Annotated in this window: 12 protein-coding genes and 2 pseudogenes; 6 read left to right on the top strand and 8 right to left on the bottom strand. The window is 68.6% G+C overall.

The annotated features are described in order from the left end of the window. Positions 1-79: 79 nt before the first annotated feature. The 4 genes and pseudogenes from ACLJTM_RS21210 (at position 80) to ACLJTM_RS21195 (ending at position 8382) form a co-directional block, all read left to right on the top strand. Positions 80-1771 (top strand): glycoside hydrolase family 13 protein, encoded by a 1692-nt coding sequence (locus ACLJTM_RS21210; protein ID WP_411105219.1) that lies wholly within the window; start codon positions 80-82, stop codon positions 1769-1771. Between the two features lie 111 nt (positions 1772-1882). Beyond that, positions 1883-2554, top strand: a pseudogene (locus tag ACLJTM_RS21205) (hypothetical protein); the annotation flags it as partial. Positions 2555-2575: 21 nt separating this feature from the next. Beyond that, entirely contained in the window at positions 2576-5236 is a 2661-nt protein-coding gene (pulA, locus tag ACLJTM_RS21200; RefSeq protein ID WP_411105322.1) for a pullulanase-type alpha-1,6-glucosidase, read from the top strand. A gap of 569 nt (positions 5237-5805) precedes the next feature. Beyond that, the gene (locus ACLJTM_RS21195; RefSeq protein ID WP_411105218.1) at positions 5806-8382 is read left to right on the top strand and encodes an alpha-amylase family glycosyl hydrolase; all 2577 of its coding nucleotides are present in this window, start codon (positions 5806-5808) and stop codon (positions 8380-8382) included. 424 nt (positions 8383-8806) lie between these two features. Here ACLJTM_RS21195 and ACLJTM_RS21190 read toward each other — a convergent pair whose 3' ends face one another. Further along, entirely contained in the window at positions 8807-9424 is a 618-nt protein-coding gene (locus ACLJTM_RS21190) for a hypothetical protein (RefSeq protein WP_411105217.1), read from the bottom strand. A gap of 655 nt (positions 9425-10079) precedes the next feature. On the opposite strand from ACLJTM_RS21190, the gene ACLJTM_RS21185 reads away from it, so the two are divergent. Further along, positions 10080-11318 carry an MFS transporter gene (locus ACLJTM_RS21185; protein ID WP_411105216.1) on the top strand — a complete coding sequence of 413 codons (1239 nt, stop codon included), beginning with the start codon at positions 10080-10082 and terminating at the stop codon, positions 11316-11318. Between the two features lie 218 nt (positions 11319-11536). On the opposite strand, the gene ACLJTM_RS21180 is transcribed toward ACLJTM_RS21185, so the two are convergent. The 7 genes and pseudogenes from ACLJTM_RS21180 to ACLJTM_RS21150 all read right to left on the bottom strand — a co-directional run bounded on the left by ACLJTM_RS21180 (position 11537) and on the right by ACLJTM_RS21150 (position 18327). Beyond that, positions 11537-11857 (bottom strand): hypothetical protein, encoded by a 321-nt coding sequence (locus ACLJTM_RS21180; protein WP_411105215.1) that lies wholly within the window; start codon positions 11855-11857, stop codon positions 11537-11539. 252 nt (positions 11858-12109) lie between these two features. After that, positions 12110-12641, bottom strand: a pseudogene (locus ACLJTM_RS21175) (GNAT family N-acetyltransferase). Positions 12642-12955: 314 nt separating this feature from the next. Then, the gene (locus ACLJTM_RS21170) at positions 12956-13375 is read right to left on the bottom strand and encodes a DUF3224 domain-containing protein (protein ID WP_411105214.1); all 420 of its coding nucleotides are present in this window, start codon (positions 13373-13375) and stop codon (positions 12956-12958) included. 153 nt (positions 13376-13528) lie between these two features. Beyond that, positions 13529-14530, bottom strand: coding sequence for an aminotransferase class V-fold PLP-dependent enzyme (locus ACLJTM_RS21165; RefSeq protein ID WP_411105213.1), 1002 nt, complete (start codon positions 14528-14530; stop codon positions 13529-13531). Positions 14531-14908: 378 nt separating this feature from the next. Then, positions 14909-16336 carry a rifampin monooxygenase gene (gene rox, locus ACLJTM_RS21160; RefSeq protein WP_411105212.1) on the bottom strand — a complete coding sequence of 476 codons (1428 nt, stop codon included), beginning with the start codon at positions 16334-16336 and terminating at the stop codon, positions 14909-14911. A gap of 215 nt (positions 16337-16551) precedes the next feature. Then, a complete protein-coding gene (locus ACLJTM_RS21155) occupies positions 16552-17433 on the bottom strand; it encodes a GNAT family N-acetyltransferase (RefSeq protein WP_411105211.1) in 882 nt (293 codons plus the stop codon). Positions 17434-17523: 90 nt separating this feature from the next. Then, positions 17524-18327 (bottom strand): VOC family protein, encoded by an 804-nt coding sequence (locus tag ACLJTM_RS21150; RefSeq protein WP_411105210.1) that lies wholly within the window; start codon positions 18325-18327, stop codon positions 17524-17526. Positions 18328-19052: 725 nt separating this feature from the next. Between ACLJTM_RS21150 and ACLJTM_RS21145 the strand changes: the two genes are divergently transcribed. Then, complete coding sequence (locus ACLJTM_RS21145) at positions 19053-19682, top strand: TetR/AcrR family transcriptional regulator (protein ID WP_411105321.1); 630 nt, start codon at positions 19053-19055, stop codon at positions 19680-19682. Positions 19683-20003 lie beyond the last annotated feature (321 nt).

Genomic DNA, 20003 nt, shown 5'->3' with positions numbered 1-20003 from the left:
CCCCGGCTCCGTACTACGACCCACTTGTTCACGCCCGGCGCCATGCCTGCCGCGCCTCTGACGTGAGGACTCCTCCCACATGACCCAGCCGCTCGCCGCCACCCAGCCCGCACACACCAACCCCGCAACCGACTGGTGGCGGGAAGCGGTGATCTATCAGGTCTACCCCCGCAGCTTCGCCGATGCCAACGGCGACGGCATGGGAGACCTGCCCGGCATCACCAGCCGCCTGCCCTATCTGCGCGACCTCGGTGTCGACGCGGTGTGGTTGTCGCCGTTCTACTCCTCCCCTCAGGCCGACGCCGGCTACGACGTGGCCGACTACCGGGTGGTCGACCCCATGTTCGGCACCCTGGAGGACGCCGTGGAACTCATCGGCGAAGCACACCGCCTGGGCCTGCGGATACTCGTCGACCTGGTTCCCAACCACTGCTCTGACCAGCACGTCTGGTTCCAGCAGGCGCTGCGCGAGGGTCCCGGATCCCGCATACGGGAACGGTTCCACTTCCGCGATGGCAAGGGCCCGGACGGGGACCTGGCGCCCAACGACTGGGAGTCCGTTTTCGGCGGACCTGCCTGGACCCGTACCAAGAACCCCGACGGCACCCCGGGACAGTGGTACCTGCACCTCTTCGCACCCCAGCAGCCGGACTTCAACTGGGAACACCGCTCGGTGCGAGACGAGTTCGGCTCCATTCTCAGGTTCTGGCTCGACCTCGGGGCCGACGGGTTCCGCATTGATGTGGCGCACGGCCTGGTGAAGGCCGACGGCCTGCCCGACCTCGGTGACCACGAGCGGATGCGGCTGCTGGGCAACGACGCGGGCCCGTGCTTCGACCAGGACGGCGTCCACGAGATCTACCGGCACTGGCACACGATCTTCGCCGAGTACGCAGGCGAGCGAATCGGCGTGGCCGAAGCCTGGGCGCCGACCCTGGAACGGACGGCGAACTACGTCCGCCCCGACGAACTCCACCAGGCGTTCAACTTCCAGTACCTCGCCACCGCCTGGCAGGCCGACCCACTCCGCGAGGTGATCGAGGGAACCCTGAACGCCATGCGCCCGGTCGGAGCCCCGGCCACCTGGGTCCTGTCGAACCACGACGTCACCCGGCACGCCACCCGCTTCGCCAACCCGCCGGGCCTGGGCACCCAGATCCGCGAGGCCGGCGACCGCACGCTCGGACTGCGCCGTGCGCGCGCCGCCAGCCTCCTCATGCTCGCCCTGCCCGGATCCGCGTACATCTACCAGGGCGAGGAGCTCGGGCTGCCCGACGTCACCGACCTGCCCGACGACGTCCGCCAGGACCCCGCCTACTTCCGTGGCGCCGGACAGGACGGATTCCGTGACGGCTGCCGGGTTCCCATCCCCTGGTCCGGCACCAGCGCCCCCTACGGCTTCAACCAGGTCCAGGACGGTCCGAGCTGGCTGCCGCAGCCCGACACATGGGCGGAGTTGAGCGTCGAGGCTCAGACCGGCCAGGACGGTTCCACGCTGGAGATGTACCGCAGCGCGCTCGCCCTGCGCCGCAGCCACCCCTCGCTCGGCAGCACCGACAACCTGCGCTGGCTCCCGAGCCCGGACGGCGTCCTCTGCTTCGAGCGCACCGCCGACGACGGGCCGACGTTCCTGTGCACCGTCAACGTTACGGGAGAGGCGGTCACCATCGACACCCCCGGCAAGGCCCTGATGGCCAGCAACCACACCACCACGGGCAACGACCGGACCGTACTGCCCGCGGACACCACTGTGTGGTGGACCACCGCCTGACCCTCACCACCTCCTGCTGACGGCCTCGTACCCGCACCACCGCGGGGCCGTCAGCAGGCGTACCCGCAACTCGCAACACGTCCCCACCCCCGCGACACAACGAGGTGTTCCATGACGTCACGTTCCACCTCCGCGCGCGGCCGCGGCCGCCTGACCAGAAGGTCGGCCGTCCTGGCCCTGAGCCTCGTCGCCGGCACGGCCGCGCTACCGGGCTTCGCCGCCGCCACCGATACCCCCCAGCCCACCGCGGTCGCGGTCGCCTCCGACTTCGACAGCCAGCTCGGCTGCGCCGGGGACTGGTCCCCGGACTGCGACGAAGCCCAGATGCGGCTGCGCGCCGACGGGACCTGGGCGCTCACCGCCCGCCTGACAGCCGGAACCTACAGCTACAAGGCCGCCCTCGACCGAAGCTGGGCCGTCAACTACGGGCTCAACGCCGCCCTGGGTGGTGCGAACATCCCGCTGAGCGTCCCCGCCGACGGCGCCGAGGTCACCTTCGTCTACGACCCGGTCACCCACTGGATCACCGACACGCTGAATACCACCCTGGCCACCGCTCTCGGAAGTTTCCAGAGCGAACTGGGCTGCGCGAGTGACACGGACCCCTCCTGTCTGGCGTCCTGGCTGACGGACCCCGACGGCGACGGCATCGCCACCTTCACCACCACCAGGCTCCCGGCCGGCACCTACACTGCCCAGCCCGGCCTCGGCCTGCCCGCCCGGGCGACCGGCGACCAGAGCACCTTCACCGTGGCCGCCGACGGGGCCGAGACCACTTTCGGCTTCAGCACAGCCTCCAAGACGCTGAGCGTCTACCCGGGCAAGCCCAAGCCGAGCCTCGCGCCCCGCTCCGGATACTGGCTGACCCCTGACCTCATCGCCTGGGACACCACCGCGAACCCGTCCGGAACCACCTACCAGCTCGCGACCGCCCCCGACGGCGGCCTCGCCGCCGGAGGCACCGGCATCAGCGGCGGTACCGCCATCCCGCTGCAGTACGACGCCAAGGGCCTGCCGGAAGCCCTCAAGAAAAAGTACCCGCACCTGGCGAAGCTCGGCGCGCTCCGCGTTCCCGCCGCATGGGCCGCCAAGGCTAGCGACCTGGTCAAGGGGCAGAGCGCCATCGCGGCCATCAACCCCGGCGGGCAGCTCGTCAATGCCACCGGACTGCAGACCGCCGGCGTCCTCGACGCCCTGTACGCGGCCAAGGCGAAGGAAGCCTCCCTCGGCCCCGTCTTCCACGGCGGCCAGCCGGCCCTGTCCCTGTGGGCACCCACCGCCCAGTCCGTCAGCGTCGAGCTGTACGACACCCCGGCCTCGACCACGGCCCGGATCGTACCGCTGGCGCTCGATCGGGACACCGGCGTTTGGGCGGTGCGCGGCGAGAAGAGCTGGAAGGGCCTCTACTACCGCTACCAGGTGAAGGTCTGGGCCCCCGCAGCACAAAGGACCGTGACCAACGCCGTCACCGACCCCTACTCGCTGTCGCTGTCGGCGAACTCCCAGCGCAGCCAGATCGTCGACCTCGACGACCGCACCACCGCACCGCAGGGCTGGGAGAAGTCGCACGCTCCGAAAGCGCTGCCCCTGGAGAAGCAGCAGATCCAGGAAGTCCACATCCGTGACTTCTCCACCGCCGACGACGGCGTCCCCGCGGACAAGCGGGGAACCTACCTCGCTTTCACCGAGCCGGGGTCCCTGGGCATGAAGCACCTGAGGGGCCTCAAGGCGGCCGGTGTCACCACCGTCCAGCTCCTGCCCGCCTTCGACTTCGCCGGCACCGCCGAACTCCGTGCAGACCAGTCGACCCCGGCATGCGACATGGCCTCCATGGCGCCGGACTCGCCCGAGCAGCAGGCCTGCGTCGCCTCGACCCAGGCCCGGGATGCCTACAACTGGGGCTACAACCCGCAGCACTTCACCGTTCCCGAGGGCGCCTACGCCACCACCCCCGACGGCACGGACCGCATCGTCCAGTTCCGCCAGATGGTCAAGGCCCTGCACGAAGCCGGCCTCAGCGTCGTCATGGACGTCGTCTACAACCACACGGCCGCCGCCGGACAGGACACCGCCTCGGTCCTCGACAAGATAGTCCCCGGCTACTACCAGCGCCTCGACGCCACAGGCGCCGTCACCCGTGACAGCTGCTGCGCCGACACCGCCCCCGAGAACGCGATGATGAACAAGCTCGTCGTCGACTCCGTGACCACCTGGGCCAAGCAGTACCGCATCGACGGCTTCCGCTTCGACCTCATGGGACTCGACCCCAAGCAGACCATGCTCGACGTCAAGTCCTCCCTGGCCCGCCTCACCCCCGGCCGCGACGGCATCAACGGCAAGGCCAGCCTGCTGTACGGCGAGGGCTGGGACTACGGAATCGTTGCGAACGACGCCCGCTTCGAGCAGGCCACCCAGCGCAACATGGCCGGCACCGGCATCGGCACCTTCAACGACCGGCTCCGCGACGGCGCCCGCGGCGGCGGCATCTCCGACGCCGACCCCCGCCGCCAGGGCTTCGCCAGCGGCCTGTACACGGCCCCCAACGGCGCCGACGCCAACGGCACCCCCGAGCAGCAGAAGGCCCGCCTGCTCCACGACATGGACCTGGTCAAGATCGGCCTGACCGGCAACCTCGCCCGCTACACCTTCACCACCAGCGACGGCACCCGCCGCACCGGTGCCCAGATCGACTACAACGGCCAGCCCGCCGGCTACACCGCCTCACCCGGCGAAGCCGTCAACTACGTCGAGGCCCACGACAACCTCGCCCTCTACGACGCCCTCGCCTACAAACTCGCCCCCACCACCTCCCCGGCAGACCGAGCCCGCCTCCAGGCCCTCGCACTCGCCACCAGCACGCTCTCCCAGAGCCCCTCCATGGCACAGGGCGGCACCGACCTGCTCCGCTCCAAGTCCCTGGACCACAACTCCTACGACAGCGGCGACTGGTTCAACGCCATCCAATGGGACTGCAACAACGGCAACGGCTTCGGCAGGGGTCTGCCCCTGGCCGAGTCCAACAACGCCCAGTGGCCGCTCGCGAAACCGCTGCTGGCCGACCCAGAGCTGCGTCCCGGCTGCACCGAGATCAACACAGCCACCGCGCAGTTTCGCCAGTACCTCGCCATCAAGAAGTCCACACCGCTCTTCTCCCTCGGCACCGCCGGTGCCATCCAGCAGCGTCTGACCTTCCCACTGTCGGGCACGGCCGGGGAGAAGCCCGGCGTCATCACCCAGCACCTCGACGGACGCGGCCTGGGCACCTACCGGTCCGTCACCGTCGTCTACAACGCCACCCCCAACGCCCAGACCCAGACGGTTAACAGCCTCGCAGGGACGCGGCAGGACCTGCACCCCGTCCAGAGCGGCGGCAGCGACCCCGTGGTCAAGCAGGCCGCCTTCGACCGGGCAACGGGCACGTTCACCGTCCCCGCCTGCACCGTAGCCGTCTTCGTTCAGCACTGACCCCGCCCACCCGAACAGCCCGGCAGGACAGCAGACACGCTGTCCTGCCGGGCTACAGGTGCTGGCATCCAGGGGGCCGTCCGCTCGATCTTAGGCCCGTCACCCACCACGACTGGATTCCGGCAGCCTGCCGCGTCGGCAAGGCGACCGCCGGAGGCGGAGGGTACGAATGCCTCCGTGCACGGGAGAGCGCCGTCCGCGCCGGCCTGGGCTGCAGCGCGCGGCGAAGGTCGCCGGGGTCCCACCTGCGAAGGTCGCCGTGACGGCCGCACCCCGCACCCATGTCCGGCCCGGGCCTGGCTTCGTGCGCCGAGGGGAGCACAGGGGAAACGGTTCGCGTGGATCCTGCGCAATCCATTGACTCTCCTCAACTTGGCACGTTATTAACTGGAGTTAGACACGGATTAGCAACCGCCGGTTCACCTCCGGCAACGCTGTCCGTTCCGGCAGGCGTAGATCTGCCGTGGAGCCGCGCCGCTGGTGAACCGACCAGCGTCCGCCTTCCCTCACCACCCGCAACGGCGCTCTCGCCGCACAGACGGGTGATCCCCTCCAGAGGAGGCACCACCTTGCACGGCACCCCCACGCGCCCCTCCCGGCGCAACAGCGCCCGGACCGCGGCTGCGGTCCTGGCAGCGACCGCCATGGGACTGGCGCTCGTACCCGCACTGACCACCTCCGCCCAGGCTGAGACGGCCGCTACCGCCGTCTCTGTCCCCGGCACCTTCAACAGCGAGATCGGCTGCGCCGGCGACTGGTCCATTGACTGCGCCCAGGCGCAGCTCACCGCCCGCATCGACGGCTCCGGCGCCTGGTCCAAGACATTCAGCCTTCCGGCCGGGTCCCATGCCTACAAGGCGGCCATCAACAAGAGCTGGGCCGAGAACTACGGCGCCAAGGCGCAGCACTTCGGCGCCAATATCCCGCTCCAGGTCCCGGCCGGCGGCAAGAACGTCACCTTCGTCTACGACCCCGTCACGCACTGGATCACCGACGACATCAACAGCAGGATCGTCACCGCTGGCGGATCCTTCCAGTCAGAGATCGGCTGTGCGGCCGACTGGGCCCCCGACTGTCTCAAGTCCTGGCTCAAGGACATCGACGGTGACGGGGTCTACACCTGGTCCACCGAGTCCATCCCTGCCGGCACCTATACCGTGAAGGCCGCCGTCGGCCAGTCCTGGACCGAGAGCTACGGCCAGGGCGGAAGCCCTGCCGGCGCCGACATCGCCTTCACCGTCCCGGAGACCGGGTCCACCGTCGACTTCCGGTACAACAGCACCACCCACGTCCTGAGCGTCCAGACGGAGGAACCGCCCGGCCCCGCCCTCGACGGCACCCTCGGCGCGCTCTACACGCCCACCGAGACCACGTTCCGGATCTGGTCTCCCGGCAGCTCCCAGGTGTCCGTTACGGTCGGGGGCCAGTCCCACACCCTCCAGCCCGCGGACGTCAGCGGTTACACGGACGTCTACCAGGCCGTCGTGCCCGGAAACTGGAAGAACCAGGCCTATCAGTTCCGCGTCGGCAACAACACCGTGCGCGACCCCTACGCCCGCATGGTCAAGCCCGGCACCACCGAGGGCATCGTCATGGACATCGAGTCCATCCAGCCCACCGGCGGCTGGGCTCCCACGCCTGCGCTGATCAAGCGCGAGGACGCCGTCATCTATGAGATGAGCGTCCGCAACTTCACCATCGACGCCAGCTCCGGCGTGGACAGCTCCAAGCGGGGCAAGTTCGCCGGACTGACCCAGACCGGTACCACCAGCAACGGCGCCAAGACGGGCATCGACCACCTCAAGGAGCTCGGCGTCACCCACGTCCAGCTGCTGCCCTCGTACGACTTCAACAGCACCGTGCCCAACTGGGGCTACGACCCGCTCAACTACAACGTTCCCGAAGAGCAGTTCTCGCAGTTCACCGCGCCCGAGGACCGCGTGCGGGAGTTCCAGAACATGGTGAACGAGTACCACAAGAACGGCATCCGGGTCCTCATGGACGTGGTCTACAACCACACCGCGAGCAAGGACGTCTTCCAGAACATCACCGGGAAGTACTACCACGAGACCCAGCTCTCCGGCACCGGCAACTCCATCGACGACGGCAACCCGATGGTCAGCCGCATGATCCTCGACTCGCTTGAGTACTGGATCGACACCTACAACCTCGACGGATTCCGCTTCGACCTCATCGGTGTCCACCAGTACAAGAACGTCGACCAGTGGGCCAAGTACCTCCAGTCCACCTTTCCCGGCCGCACCCTGCAGATCCACGGTGAGCCCTGGAGCGGCGGCGTCGACGACCCGCTGCAGGCCCAGAAGGTCCGCTACGGCACCACCCCCGCCATCGCCGGCGGCCACGTCGGAGTCTTCAACGGCACCTACCGCGACGCCATCAAGGGCGGCACCCGCGACCAGCTCCTCGGCTACATGGGCGGCTCCTCCTCCAACGCCTCCTCCATCGCCCTCGGAATGCGCGGCTCCCCCCTCGCCACCAAGAGCACCAGCCCGCTCGCCGACCCCTGGGCAGCGGCCTTCGCCTACGACCCCGAGCAGACCATCAACTACGTTTCCGCCCACGACGACCTCAACATCTGGGACAAGATCACCTACTCGGGCGTCACCGGCGGCCCCACCGGCCGCGCCGGGCAGATGAGCCGCTTCGCCGCCGGCATGGTCCTCACCTCCCAGGGCATCCCCTTCTTCCACGAAGGTGACGAGTTCCTGCACTCCAAGGTCGTGGGCGGCGACTACGAGGCCGCGAAGAACTCCTACGAATCCGGCGACAACGTCAACGCCATCCAGTGGGGCGAGAAGACCGCCAACAACGCGATCTTCCAGTACTACAAGGACGCCATCGCCCTCCGCAAGAACACCCCCGCCCTGCGCCTGAGCACCTGGGACGCGGTCAACACCCAGATGGCCACCACCATCAACGGCTCGATCGTCACCTCGGCGATCAGCTCCAACGCCGCCGCCCCCACCAGCCACGACACCGTCGTGGTCTACAACCCCACCAACAGCGCCACCAGCGTGAGCCTGCCCGCCGGCAACTGGAAGAAGGTCCTCGGCACCAACGGGGCCACCGACTCCACCAGTACCGCCGCCGACCCGCTCGCCGTAACCGTCTTCAAGAAGTCCTGACCTGCCCCACCTCCCTGCTGTGTGCCGCCGTCCCGGGCGGCACACAGCAGGCCCTCCTCCGGAGCCGCACGCGCCCCTACTCGGTGCCGCCCCAGCTGGTCGCCAGAATCAGTGCCGTGGAGCCTGCGGCAATGTAGGCGATGGCCGGGTAATTGATGAGGGGACGCATCACGGGTCTGCGGGAGCGAAGGCGTCGGGGAACCGGTCCTGGACGAGAGAGTCGCGCCGGGTCTGCAGGAGCAGCCGCAAAGTTCGACACCGTCTGGGTCGGCCAGCACGTCAGCGGGGGTGATCCCCGGTCGCTCGAAGTGGACACTTGCATAGCGGACCGCTTCGCGGGGCGTCCCACCCACGCCAACTGCTGCCAGCAGCGTCCCACCCGAGTTGGGTGGGACACAGGCACGCTGTCCGGGGTGGGCAAGGGCTACCTGGGCTGGCCCGAGTCGAGGGCGGTGAGGGAGCCGTCGTCGTTGCGCAGGTCGAAGCGGCCCTGGGAAGGACGCCAGATCCCGACATTGACCGCGGGCCCGCCATTGCCGGCGTCCCAGTTGGCACCGACGGGCAGGTCACCCGACGGACCCCAGTCCAGCTTGTTGATTGAACCGTCGTCGTTGCGCAGGTGGAAGACACCACTGCGCCACACACCCACGTTCGCCGCCGCGCCCCCGTCCCAGTTACCCGACACCGGCACATCACCCTGGGTGGCGGCGTCTTCCACGATGTTCTTGTACCGGTACGGGATGTAGGAGCCCGAATTCTTGAAGTACGCGTAGGGGATAACGCGGCGCACTGCGTGCGGCGGGGTCTCCTCGATGCCGATGTAGGACGACATCGAGGAGTCGGTCCAGCTTTCGAAGAGGACGCCGTGCGATCCGCTCACCGGGTTGGCGGAGTTGTGGAAGAGCAGCATGTCGCCCTTGCGCAGCTCGCCCTTGGTGATCCGGTCGGCGTAGGTGTCGAGGTTGCCGGTCCAGGCGTTGGTCCCGATGTTCCAGCCGCAGCTGTTCGGGCGGATTGCGGCCCGGTCCGGCTTCCAGCTCATCCACCAGACCGACCAGGAGCACACCGACTACACCAGGGGCGACTTCACCCGCCGTCCCTACCGGCTTCGCGTGGGGCGAGCCGCTCGCGCGGTACTGGCTCCCCAAAGACGAGGTTCGACCGGCGGGTGGGGATCCTGATGGCGCGGTACGCGTCCATCGGCATGGACCGGGCCGGGCGCGAGCACGACATCACCTTCGCCGCCGCCTAGATGATCAATTCCAAGGGGTCAGTGGTGTCAGCAACCAGGGACCAGGTACCAAACACTTCCTAGCCTTCACGAGCATCGCCTGCACCCTCACCTGCCACCGCTGGCTCACTCAGTGAGACGAGCATCGACGTTTGCTCTTGCTCACGGCTAAACGGGCTCTCGCTCAAGGCGGCCTTGAACGCATACAAGGGGAACCGGCGCCTCGTCACTCAGCTCAACTGCTGGCGGTCGCCTCCAGTTCCCTTTACAGATGTGACATTTCACCAGATCAGATTGCCTTTCACTGCGGGTCCGGCGCCGTGCATAGTCCTGGGCGGCAAGAGGGCTTTCAGGAAGGGGAATTCGGCACACCATGAGGACCGGTAAGACTTCAGGCGGCACGTCGGCAGACATACCACCGCAGTCACGGTGGCGGCCTCGGCCGTCGTGGCTGATCGGGCGAGGGGTGCTGCTCGAACGCGGTCCGCGGCGGACGCTGGCGCTGGCGACGTTCATCAGCATGATCGGCAACGGTCTCTTCATGACCGGCGCCGCTCTCTTCTTTACCCGCTCGGTCGGCCTGTCGGTGACGCAGGTCGGTCTGGCCATGGGGGTGGCGGCCCTGGTGAGCCTGGTGGCTGGAGTGCCAGCGGGGCGGGTAGCCGACCGGCACGGGCCGCGTGAGACGTACCTGGTGATCCAGTGCGTGCAGGCCGCGGCGATGGCGGCGCTGGTGCTCGTGGACTCGTTCTGGGCGTTCGTACTGACCATCTCCCTCAGCCAGTTCGCGGCCTCGGCCGGAGCTGCGGCCCGAGGGCCGCTAACGCGCGGCTTCGGGGGGCCGAACCCGACGAAGTACCGGTCCTACCTGCGGGCGACGGCCAACCTCGCCGGAGCGTGCGGTGCGGTCATGGCCGGCGTGGTGGTGCAGGTGGACACGCGGGGGGCGTACGTGACACTGATCCTGACCAACGCCCTGAGTTTCCTGCTCTGCGCGGCCGTGGTGACCCGACTGCCACACCTGCCGCCTGTGCGTGAACCGGAGCCCACATCCGCATCGGAGGCGCCCTCTGCCAGCCAGTGGGGCGTGCTGAAGGACCTCCCGTACACGGTGGTGACCGCGCTCGATTCACTCCTCTCGCTTCAGGGACACGTGCTGGTGTTCGCGCTACCGCTGTGGATCGTCGGCCACAGCCAAGCGCCCCACTGGCTGATCGGGGCATGCGGGGTGGTCAACACGCTGATGGTGGTGGCATTCCAGGTACGGGCGAGCCGGGGTGTCGTCGACAACGCCTCTGCGGGACGGGGCGCGGTCCGTTCCGGCGTGGCGTTCCTACTCGGCATGGCGGCGATCGCGGCCGCCGCGGGGATGCCAGGGTGGCTCGCCGCCGTGCTGATCGTCGCGGGTGTCGTCGTGCACACGATCGGCGAGCTCTGGCACGCGGCGGCCTCGTTCGAGCTGAGTTTCGGACTCGCACCCGCCCGGGCTCAGGGGCAGTACTCCGGACTTCAAGCCACCGGCACCGGCCTGGCGAGCTCCCTGGCGCCGTCGGTCCTGGCCCTGTTCTGCATCACCTGGGGAGTTCCCGGCTGGCTGGCGCTGGGCGGCGTCTTCGTGCTTGCGGGACTGGCGATGCCGTATGCGGTCCGGTGGGCCGAGCAGAGCCGCGCGGCAGCAGCCGGACAGGGCGCTGTTCTGGCATGACCGGAGCGGTGCGGTCAGAACCGCTGCCGCGGCCCCGCAGCGCCGCCCGGACCGCTCCCCAGCACGACCGCCCCGGCCTGCACCACGGCAACAGGCAAGCCAGCCGTGCTGGGCACGCCTCCCCGCCATACGAACCGCCTTGTCCGGCCGGGCGGTGCACGGCCGGATTGGCCGCCGGGCCCGAACTCGCCATCCTTGCTGCCGAGCCACCTGCCAGCTCATCGCCAAGGCGTACTGACACCCTCGCGACTACCACGCGCGAGCTGGCCCACCAGCATCACCATGAGGCCAGTCACCAGAATCGCGCCGCCGGTCAAGGTCCCCCAATGCCGGGTGCCAGCGTCGCTGATCACCAAACCGAAGACCACCTGCCAGCACAGCGCGAAAGCCGACACCAACTGGCCCGAGCCGTAGAGGCGGGGGCTGCGGATGTGGCGCCTGTTCCTGGGAAGCACCCACCCACGCATGACCGCCGCCACCCCGGAGGCGGCGAGGAGCAGAGCGATAAGGACCAGAGGTGCGGCGAAGTACAGTTTCATGTCTCTCTCCTGAGTGCCGGACCCGTGCCGCGCGCGAGCGTGATCATGACACCCACCGCTCCCTGCGTCCACAGACATCACCACGGGCGAGTGATCCACTGAAGAGAACCTGGGCGCGGCGAGCGATCCGAAGGCGAGTCAGGCCGGCTCAGCACGCGGCCGGGATGATCGAAACCCGGCCCCGCCAGCCTGGTGCCATTGCGCGCGACGACCACCTGGCTGCCCCCTTGCGCAGCGTCTCTGGACGCGGACTCAAGGGCCCTTTCGCATGAGAACGCACACCGTGTCGTGACGACGGATCGATCCGTCCGGCCGCTCCACGTCCCAGGCTTCCCATTCGCGGCCGTATGCGACATAGACCAGGCGCTCGTACAGGGCACGTGCCCGGGGGTTGTCCTCCTCCACCGCAAGTTCAGTCCTGCGCAGCCCGCGGTGCCGGATCGGCTGTTCCGCAGCGCGGACGAGCAGCGTTCCCAAGCCGCAGGACTGCAGCGCAGGCAGCACGGCGAGCCGCCACAAGGTTCCGACTTCCAAGGAGACCTGGTAATCGATACCGCCGATCGCCTCCGGCAGACCCGCCCACAGGAGTGCACACCGCCAGGCAATCCACCTCGCCCGACGCAGCTCGCACCAGCTCTCGCTCTACGTGGCGCAGGTGGGCGGCCGAGCCGGACCAGGCGCACGCTGGCACATCCTGGGGCAGCAGATTGTGCACCCTGACAGGTGTGGCGGCGGTGGGATGGAGGCGATCCGTACCTGGCTTCGCCGTCGCGGCATCGCCCACACCATTCCAGAGCGGTCCGAACAGGTCCGCAACCGTGCCCGGCGAGGCAGCCTTGGCGGCCGCCCGCCGGCCTTCGACCAGCAGGTCTACAAACGCCGCAACGTCGTGGAACGTTGCTGAGCAATGGGCTCCATCACCACCAGGTACGACAAGACCACCCAGTCCTACTCAAGCAGCCGTCAGCCTCGCATCGCTCCTGATGTGAGCGTGACACTTTGACGACAACTCCTAGGGGGCGTCGCTCCCGCTTGCGGTGAACATCGAACATGACATTGCTGGAGTGCCCGCCGGAACGCTGAGCGACTGCTGTCGGTTCATGGACAAAGCCAACCGAGCTGGTAGTCAAACCGGATGCGATGCGTGCCGTCAGCATCAACGGCCAACTCTCCGGCCCCGGAGATCCCGGCAAGTTCGCCGGTGCCGCTCGAAGGCACGATAGTGAAGAACTCCGCCGTCCTGTCACTGCCGGATGTTGTCGCCGAGTGCACGAAGTTGAAGGAACCCACCCGTCCCTTCAGCGAGCCTTCGAACGACTCCATAGCCACATAGGTGCCGACGCCGGTCGACTGGTCGAACGCGGAGGTGAACAGGGTCGCCGAGCGTCCCACGGCTTCTCCCTCGAAGTGTTTCTCCATCGTTGCGACACCTACAGGCAGGCCAGTGGACACGGCAGGCTCGGGCCTCAGCTCAGTGAGGACGAACGCCTTGACGGTGAAAGTTGCCGTAGCTCTCATGTGCAGACCGTACCGATGGGGTCTGACAAACGCCCCTCGGCCGGGAGCGGCCAGCCGGATGCTCGCGGCGAGGGGGCCCCGCACCCCGATCCCCGCAGCTGCAACCGGGCACCGCCGAACCCATGACGGCCCGGGGGCGGCAGCCTGGCGAGGCTACGCATGGCTCGGGTCGGTTGCGAGCGCTTGGAGTAGTCGTTCGATGTCGCGGTCGGTGGTGTGGAGGTGGGGGCTGATCCGCAGTACGGCTCCGCGGGCTCCTACGTGGACGTGGGCTTCGCTGAGCGTGCGCAGCAGACGGGCTCGTCGGTATTCCGGCATCTCGATGCCGAGCATGTGCGGGCCACGTGGTTCGGGGACGTGTAGGCCGAGGCCGCGTGCGGCCTCGGCGATCCGTCCGGTGACGACCTCCAAGGTCGTGGCGATGCTCGGCACCGTCCAGTCCGCGACCTGTTCGAGGGCGGCGATGGCCATCGGGGTGAGCTCGAAGGCGGTGCGCTGTCCCATGTCGAAGCGGCGCGCACCGTGCTGATAGGTGTCGCGGTAATCGGCCAGACGGGCGAAGTCCTGGGCGTCCTCGCGTACGATCCAGTTCTCCTCCAGCGGTCGGCCGTTCTGCCGAGCAGGGGCGACGTAGAGGTAGCCCAGCCCGAAAGGGCCGAGCAACCATTTGTAGCCGACGGTGACCACGAACTCCGGGCGGAGTGCGGTGACATCCAGAGGCATGGCCCCTACGGACTGGCTGGCGTCGATGACCAGGGCTGCTCCGGCGTCGTGGGCAGCCTGTGCAATGGGCGGGAGGTCGATCAGGGTGCCGTCGGTCCAGTGCACCTGGGGCACCGAGACCACTGCGACCGTCTCGTCGAGGTCTTGGAGGACCGCGTCCGTCCAGGTCCCGCCGGGCTCGCGGTGAACGGTGTGTACGGTGGTGCCGGTGCGGGCGGCGAAGCGGCGCCAGGTGTAGACGCCGGAGGGGTACTCCTCTGCGAGGACCAGAACGCGCTGGCCCGGGCGGCCGTGGAGGTTGGCGGCGGCGGTTGCGATGCCATAGCTGGTGGCAGAGATCAGCGCGATGTCGTCAGCTTCGGCGCCGATGAGGCGGGCGAAGAGGGCCCGGCGTTGCTCGGCGGCGGTGAACCAGTCCGATGCGGTGATCATCCAAGGCTGCGCTCGGCGTTCCAGGGACGCCCGCCCTGCGGCCAGCACGCCGTTCAGGGTGGGCGCGAGGCTTGCGGTGTTGAAGTATGCGATGTCTTCGGGGATGTGGAAAAGGCGGCGTGCGTTGGGAAGGACGCGTCCACGGGTGCGGGTAGTCACAGGAATTGTTGCCTTCCCCTGAGCGGGCTGATGATGTGGCTGTTCTGGCCCGGCCAGCACCCTGAACGACAGCTCAACACGTGGTGGGCCGTCTCTTTCGGCCAGACACGCCCTGGTCAGCCGATCGCAGGAGTTGAACAGTGCGGCGTTGGTCCGGGGCGGCTCGCACGGGACGGCCTTGTTCCACAACCGGGAGGCAGGGACCTCTCTCTAGGGTGCTTAGCGCGTGGGGGCGCCGAACCAGGTGGGCAGCGCGCCGAGTAGGTCCTGTTGGTCGTCGCCGACCCAGGCCATGTGGCCGTCGGGGCGCAGGAGAACCGCGGGCGCGTCGAGTTCCTCGGTGGTGTCGACGATGTGGTCGATCCGGTCAGCCCAGCCGGTTACGGAGAGCCGGCCGGTGCGATCGAGCAGGAGGCCGCGGCCGCTGTGCATCCGCTCGTAGAGGCGGCCCTGCTTCAGTTGGATGTCCCGCAGCCGGCGTCCGAGGAATTTGTGGCCTTCGCCGAGGTCGTAGCGGACCCCGACGGCAGTGATGGTCTCGGTCAGTTTCCGGTTCACCTCCTCGATGTCCATCAGCTCTTCGAACAACTCCCGCAGCGCCTTGGCACCCGCGTCGTCCCCCAGCAGCACCCCTTGTGCGAGGGTGCTGGACAGGACGCGGGCGCCCTCGGGGTGGCGTTCGGTGTGGTAGCTGTCCAGGAGGCCTTTCGGCGCCCAGCCGTTGATCTCGGCCGCAAGCTTCCAGCCGAGGTTGAAGGCGTCCTGGATGCCGAGGTTGAGGCCTTGTCCGCCGGTCGGCGGGTGGATGTGCGCTGCATCTCCGGCCAGGAACACCCGCCCGGAACGGTACTGCTCGGCCTGGCGGCTGGCGTCACCGACCCGGGAGAGCCAGCGCGGGGAATGGACGCCGAAGTCGCTACCGGCGAAATCGCGCAGCCGTTGTTTGAACTCCTCGAGGGTCGGAGCCGGAGCGCCGCTCGCGGAGACGTTCTCGGCGGGCACGATGACGCGGTACACGCCGTCGCCCATGGGGACGGCGCCGAAACGGATGTGTTTGCGGCGGATCTCGCCCGTCACCCTCATCAGCGTCGCCGGGTCCTCGGTCACTTCCACGTCGCCCAGCCAGGTTTCCAGCCTGGTCGGCTCGCCGGGGAAGCCGATGTTGAGAAGCTTGCGGACCGTGCTGCGGCCGCCGTCGCAGCCGACGACGTAGCGTGCACGCAGCCGGGTGCCGTCGGCGAGCTCGACCGTCACCGCGTCCTCGTCCTGACTCAGCCCGGCCACCTCGCAGGAGCGCCGGATCTCGGCGCCGGACTCGATGGCCTGCTCGGCCAGCAGTCGCTCGGTGACCGGTTGCGCGATCGACAGGCCGTACGGGTGGGAGGTGTCCAGTGCCTCGGGCCATGGCTTGAGAATGGTGGCGAAGAAGCCGCCCACCTGGAATTTCTGGCCCAGGTGCAGGAACCGCTCCAGCAGGCCCCGCTGGTCCAACACCTCGATGCTTCGCACGTGCAGACCGCGGGCTCGGGTCTGCTCGGTCGGCTCGGCCGACTTCTCCAGTACGACCACGCCCACGCCGTGCAGTCGCAGCTCGGCAGCCAGCATCAGGCCGGTCGGTCCGCCGCCGGCCACGATCACGTCAATCATCGATCCCCCATGTGTTTGTGCGGGCCCCGGCCACGGTCGCCGGTTCTGCGGCATCCCCACAGCCTTGTGGCCAGCTCCCCGCCGCACCCTACTTTGATCTTCAAACGGAGCGGGCGTAGCCAGGTCTCCCCCACCGGGTGGTACGACGGCCGGTGGGCCGCTTACCCGGTAGGGCATGCCTTCGTTCCCCCCGGAGCTTGCCGGGCCAGGGTCGGTCACAGGTCGAGCTGGCATTCGTGGGCGACGTGAGTGGGGAGGTAGCCGAGGGCGTCGTTGACGCGGCGCATGTACGGGTTGTTGTCGGCGGTGTCGGTGCGCAGGCCGTCGAGTTCGGGATGCTTGCGACGGGCGGTGAGGATCGCGGCGGCCTTCATACGTCGGGCCAGGCCGTGGCCCCGGTGTTCGGGCAGGACGGCTGTGCCGTAGTGCAGGGCGTCGCCGATGCCGTCGGAGGGGACCACGAGTTCCGTGAAGCCGACGATGACTCCGTTGGACCTGTCGATGGCGGCGACGGTGTGCAGGCTTTCCCCCCGTGCTTCGACGGCCGCGGTGGCGGCTCGTATCCGGTCGAGGTCCCAGCTCACCGTGCCGTAGTCGACGGCGCCCATCGGCATGTCGTCCATCGCCCGCCGTGACGCCACGTAGGTGTCGGCGAGTTCATCGGGAACCATGCCGTCCCATGTCGTCAACCGGTATCCGGCGTCGTCGGCTCGGGTGAGCGCGGTGAGGGCGGCAAGGTCCGCGTCGGCCAGGGCGAGGCGGGCGTACGTCAGGGTCAACGCGGTCCGGAACCCGCTGGCGGTCAGGAAACCGAGGCCGGGGCTGTCGTTCTGGGCCTGGGCGATGACGCTGCGGCGGCCGTCCTCGCGTGCTGCCCTCACGGCCGCCGCGAGCAGTCGGGTGCCTACCTGCTGGCGTCGCTCGGCGGGATGGACCTGGATGTCCAGTTCGGCGAGGTGACGCTGGCCCTCCCCGGTGAACAGATGCAGGAACGCGGCCCCGAGGGGGCTTCCGTCGGCGTCGGAGGCCAGCCAGGCCAAACGGCGTCTGGAAGAGGTCTCTTCGAGATCGGTCAGGGCGGTTATGCGGACGGACAAGCTGTCTCCGTTGCTGGTGGGTGGGGTGGTGCGGTGGCGCTGTGCAGTCGTGGTGGAGGGGAGCTGTTCAGGCGGCGTACTGACGTGTCGTCATTGAGCCCAGGGCAAGGGCCGTGTGCCTTCGGTGCCCGGTACGCGAGCTACGCCGTCGACACGCATGACGACGTGGGCCTCGGCGTCCTTCGGGGCGTGAATGCGGCGGAGTGCGTCCGGGGGGAGGACGAAGGTCCGTCCCACCGGAACGGTTTCGGTGCGTCCGCCGCAACTCACCTCAAGCACGCCGGAGGTAACGGTCCAGACCTGTTCGCGGCTGATGGCGTGTTCGGGCCCACTCTGCCCCGCCGCCATGGCGACGGTCCAGGTGCTCAACTCGCTGCTGCCGCGACTGGGTGCCGCCAGACCGGTCATGCGGGCGTTCGGTGACTCGACGACGTGCTCGTCGGCCGGAGCGATCACGTGCACGGCCGGCTCTCCTGCCGGTGCGACCTCGGCTGAAGCCGCTTCGACGGGGGTAGCCGCGGCAGTAGGGGCTTCAGTGGGGGCAACCCATTCGACCAGCTGTACGACGATTCCGTTCGGGTCGGTGAGTTGGAAAAGCCGCTCTCCCCAAGGTTCTTCACGCAGCGGAAGAGTGATGGGGGCTCCGGCTTCCCGCAGGCGGCGCTCCTCGGCGTGGAGGCCGGTGACGGTGAGCGCGAGGATCAGGCCGCCGGCCTTCAGGTCGCGCTGTTCGGGCGGGAGTACTCCGGTGCCGGTACGGAGCAGCACGATGTCGACGGCGGCATCTTCGCGGGTCAGGGAGACGAAGCCATCGGCTGCGACGGCGACCTGGAAGCCGAGATGCGTACAGAGGAACTCACGGGAGGCGTCGACGTCCTCGACGGTCAGGGACACGGTGGAAGTGGTGACGTTCAGGGCAACTCCAGGGAGTGGGGTCAACGAGGGGCAGCAGGATGCTGCGGGGGTACTGCGGCCGGAATGACACATTGCGGACAGGCACCGGTGGGCGGCCCCGGACGTACTGGGAGGCGAGCACTTCGCCGACGTGGTTGCAGGCTGTCTTCAAAGCCGAGGGGCCTCGGCGTAGCGGGAGCACGCCACCGGAAGGGGACCCACGATCCGGATGCCGAGCCATGTGGGGCTCTCCGGACGCTCCAGCCGTGAGGCCGGGTAGTTGCCGCGATCACCTTGGCGGCCGGGTCCAGACGCGTGCCGGGTGAACGGGACGAGAGGACCCGCCGAATGCGGACGAAGAAATCGGCCGGTCCAACGGCCACGCCGGGCGGCTCAGGGTGCGGCGGGGGAGCTCGGGTTCGGACCAGCGGGTGCCGGTGACCACCGGAACCACGGCGGCGTGAGTCGGGCCGGGCAGTCCGCGCACGTGTTCTCCCAGCAGATGCTGCAGGACACGTCCGGTGTGGTCGCCCATGGGGTCGGCGCCCCCCGTGGGGAGGGCGAAGGGGCCGTTGTCGTTGCGGTCCGGGAAGTGGTGGGGGTGGCGCAATCCAGGTCCATTCAGTCAGGCGAATTTTGCGACAGACGTAAACTTAGATCGATACTCCCTGGCCGTCAAGACTAATTTTGCTACCGGTGTAAGATTCCTCGACATGGCTACCGAGATGGGACTCCGCGAGTCCAAGAAGCAGGAGACCAGGCAGCTGATCTCCGACTGCGCAACCCGACTGTTCATCGAACATGGTTTCGAGCAGACCACCATCGCCGAGATCGCCAGCGCCGCCCGGGTCGCCAAAAAGACGGTGACCAACTACTTCCCTCGCAAAGAGGACCTGGCCCTCGACCACCACGAGGAGTTCACCCAGGGCCTGGCCCGGGCGGTCGCCGAACGCAACCCGGACGAGGTGCCACTCGCCGCACTGGGCCGCACCTTCCGCAGCGCCCTACTGGAACACAGCCCCGTGGTCGGCTTCACCGGCTCCGCGTTCGCCCGCATGGTCGCCGACAGCCCCACTCTCACCGCCCGACTGCGTGAACTCCACGACCGGCGCGAGGAGGCACTGGCTCACGCTCTCACCAACGCCGCACCGGCCGACGTCCCGGAGATCGCCCCCCGGGCCGCCGCCGCAATGATCGCCGCGTCCGACCGCCTGCTGTTCCACCGCATCCAACAACTCACCCTGGCCGGACACACCAACGACGAGATCGAAACCACCCTCCTCCCTGAAGCCGACCACCTCCGCACCCTCCTCGCCGCCGCCCTCACCAACGACCCCACCGGCGCCATCTGGTGACAACCCACGCCGACCGTTCAACCGCTCGAATCGCCCAGTCTCGGTGCGGCTGGGCCGGAGCCGTTCGCGGAGGTCGATCTCCTCGCCCGTGAGCGGGCCAGGCTGAAGGAGCGGCGGCTGGTCGACGACCTGCCGCTGCCGCCCCCGTGCGCATCCGCCGGCCCGGACGGCAGTCAAGGGCAACCACGGCGACATCCATGCCTTCGCCGTCGCGCTCAAGGACCAGGGCGTCCCCGTCCCTCAGATCGTGAAGGGGCGAGTGCGGAGCCCTGCCTCCTCGTGCGGCCGGGAACCCGGTAGCAGTCGGATCTCGGTGCCGGG

Source organism: Streptomyces sp. cmx-4-9 (assembly GCF_046548835.1).
In the GTDB taxonomy this organism is placed as follows: Bacteria; Actinomycetota; Actinomycetes; order Streptomycetales; family Streptomycetaceae; genus Streptomyces.
The sequence above is the reverse complement of the archived record's forward strand: the minus strand, read 5'-3'. Positions and strand labels throughout refer to the sequence as shown.

Excerpts from the sequence above, each read along its gene's own strand:
- ACLJTM_RS21165 (WP_411105213.1), bottom strand. The coding sequence starts at position 14,530 with ATGATCACCGCATCGGACTGGTTCACCGCCGCCGAGCAACGCCGGGCC.
- ACLJTM_RS21180 (WP_411105215.1), bottom strand. The coding sequence starts at position 11,857 with ATGAAACTGTACTTCGCCGCACCTCTGGTCCTTATCGCTCTGCTCCTC.
- ACLJTM_RS21190 (WP_411105217.1), bottom strand. The coding sequence starts at position 9,424 with ATGAGCTGGAAGCCGGACCGGGCCGCAATCCGCCCGAACAGCTGCGGC.
- ACLJTM_RS21210 (WP_411105219.1), top strand. The coding sequence starts at position 80 with ATGACCCAGCCGCTCGCCGCCACCCAGCCCGCACACACCAACCCCGCA.
- ACLJTM_RS21170 (WP_411105214.1), bottom strand. The coding sequence starts at position 13,375 with ATGAGAGCTACGGCAACTTTCACCGTCAAGGCGTTCGTCCTCACTGAG.
- ACLJTM_RS21145 (WP_411105321.1), top strand. The coding sequence starts at position 19,053 with ATGGGACTCCGCGAGTCCAAGAAGCAGGAGACCAGGCAGCTGATCTCC.
- rox (WP_411105212.1), bottom strand. The coding sequence starts at position 16,336 with ATGATTGACGTGATCGTGGCCGGCGGCGGACCGACCGGCCTGATGCTG.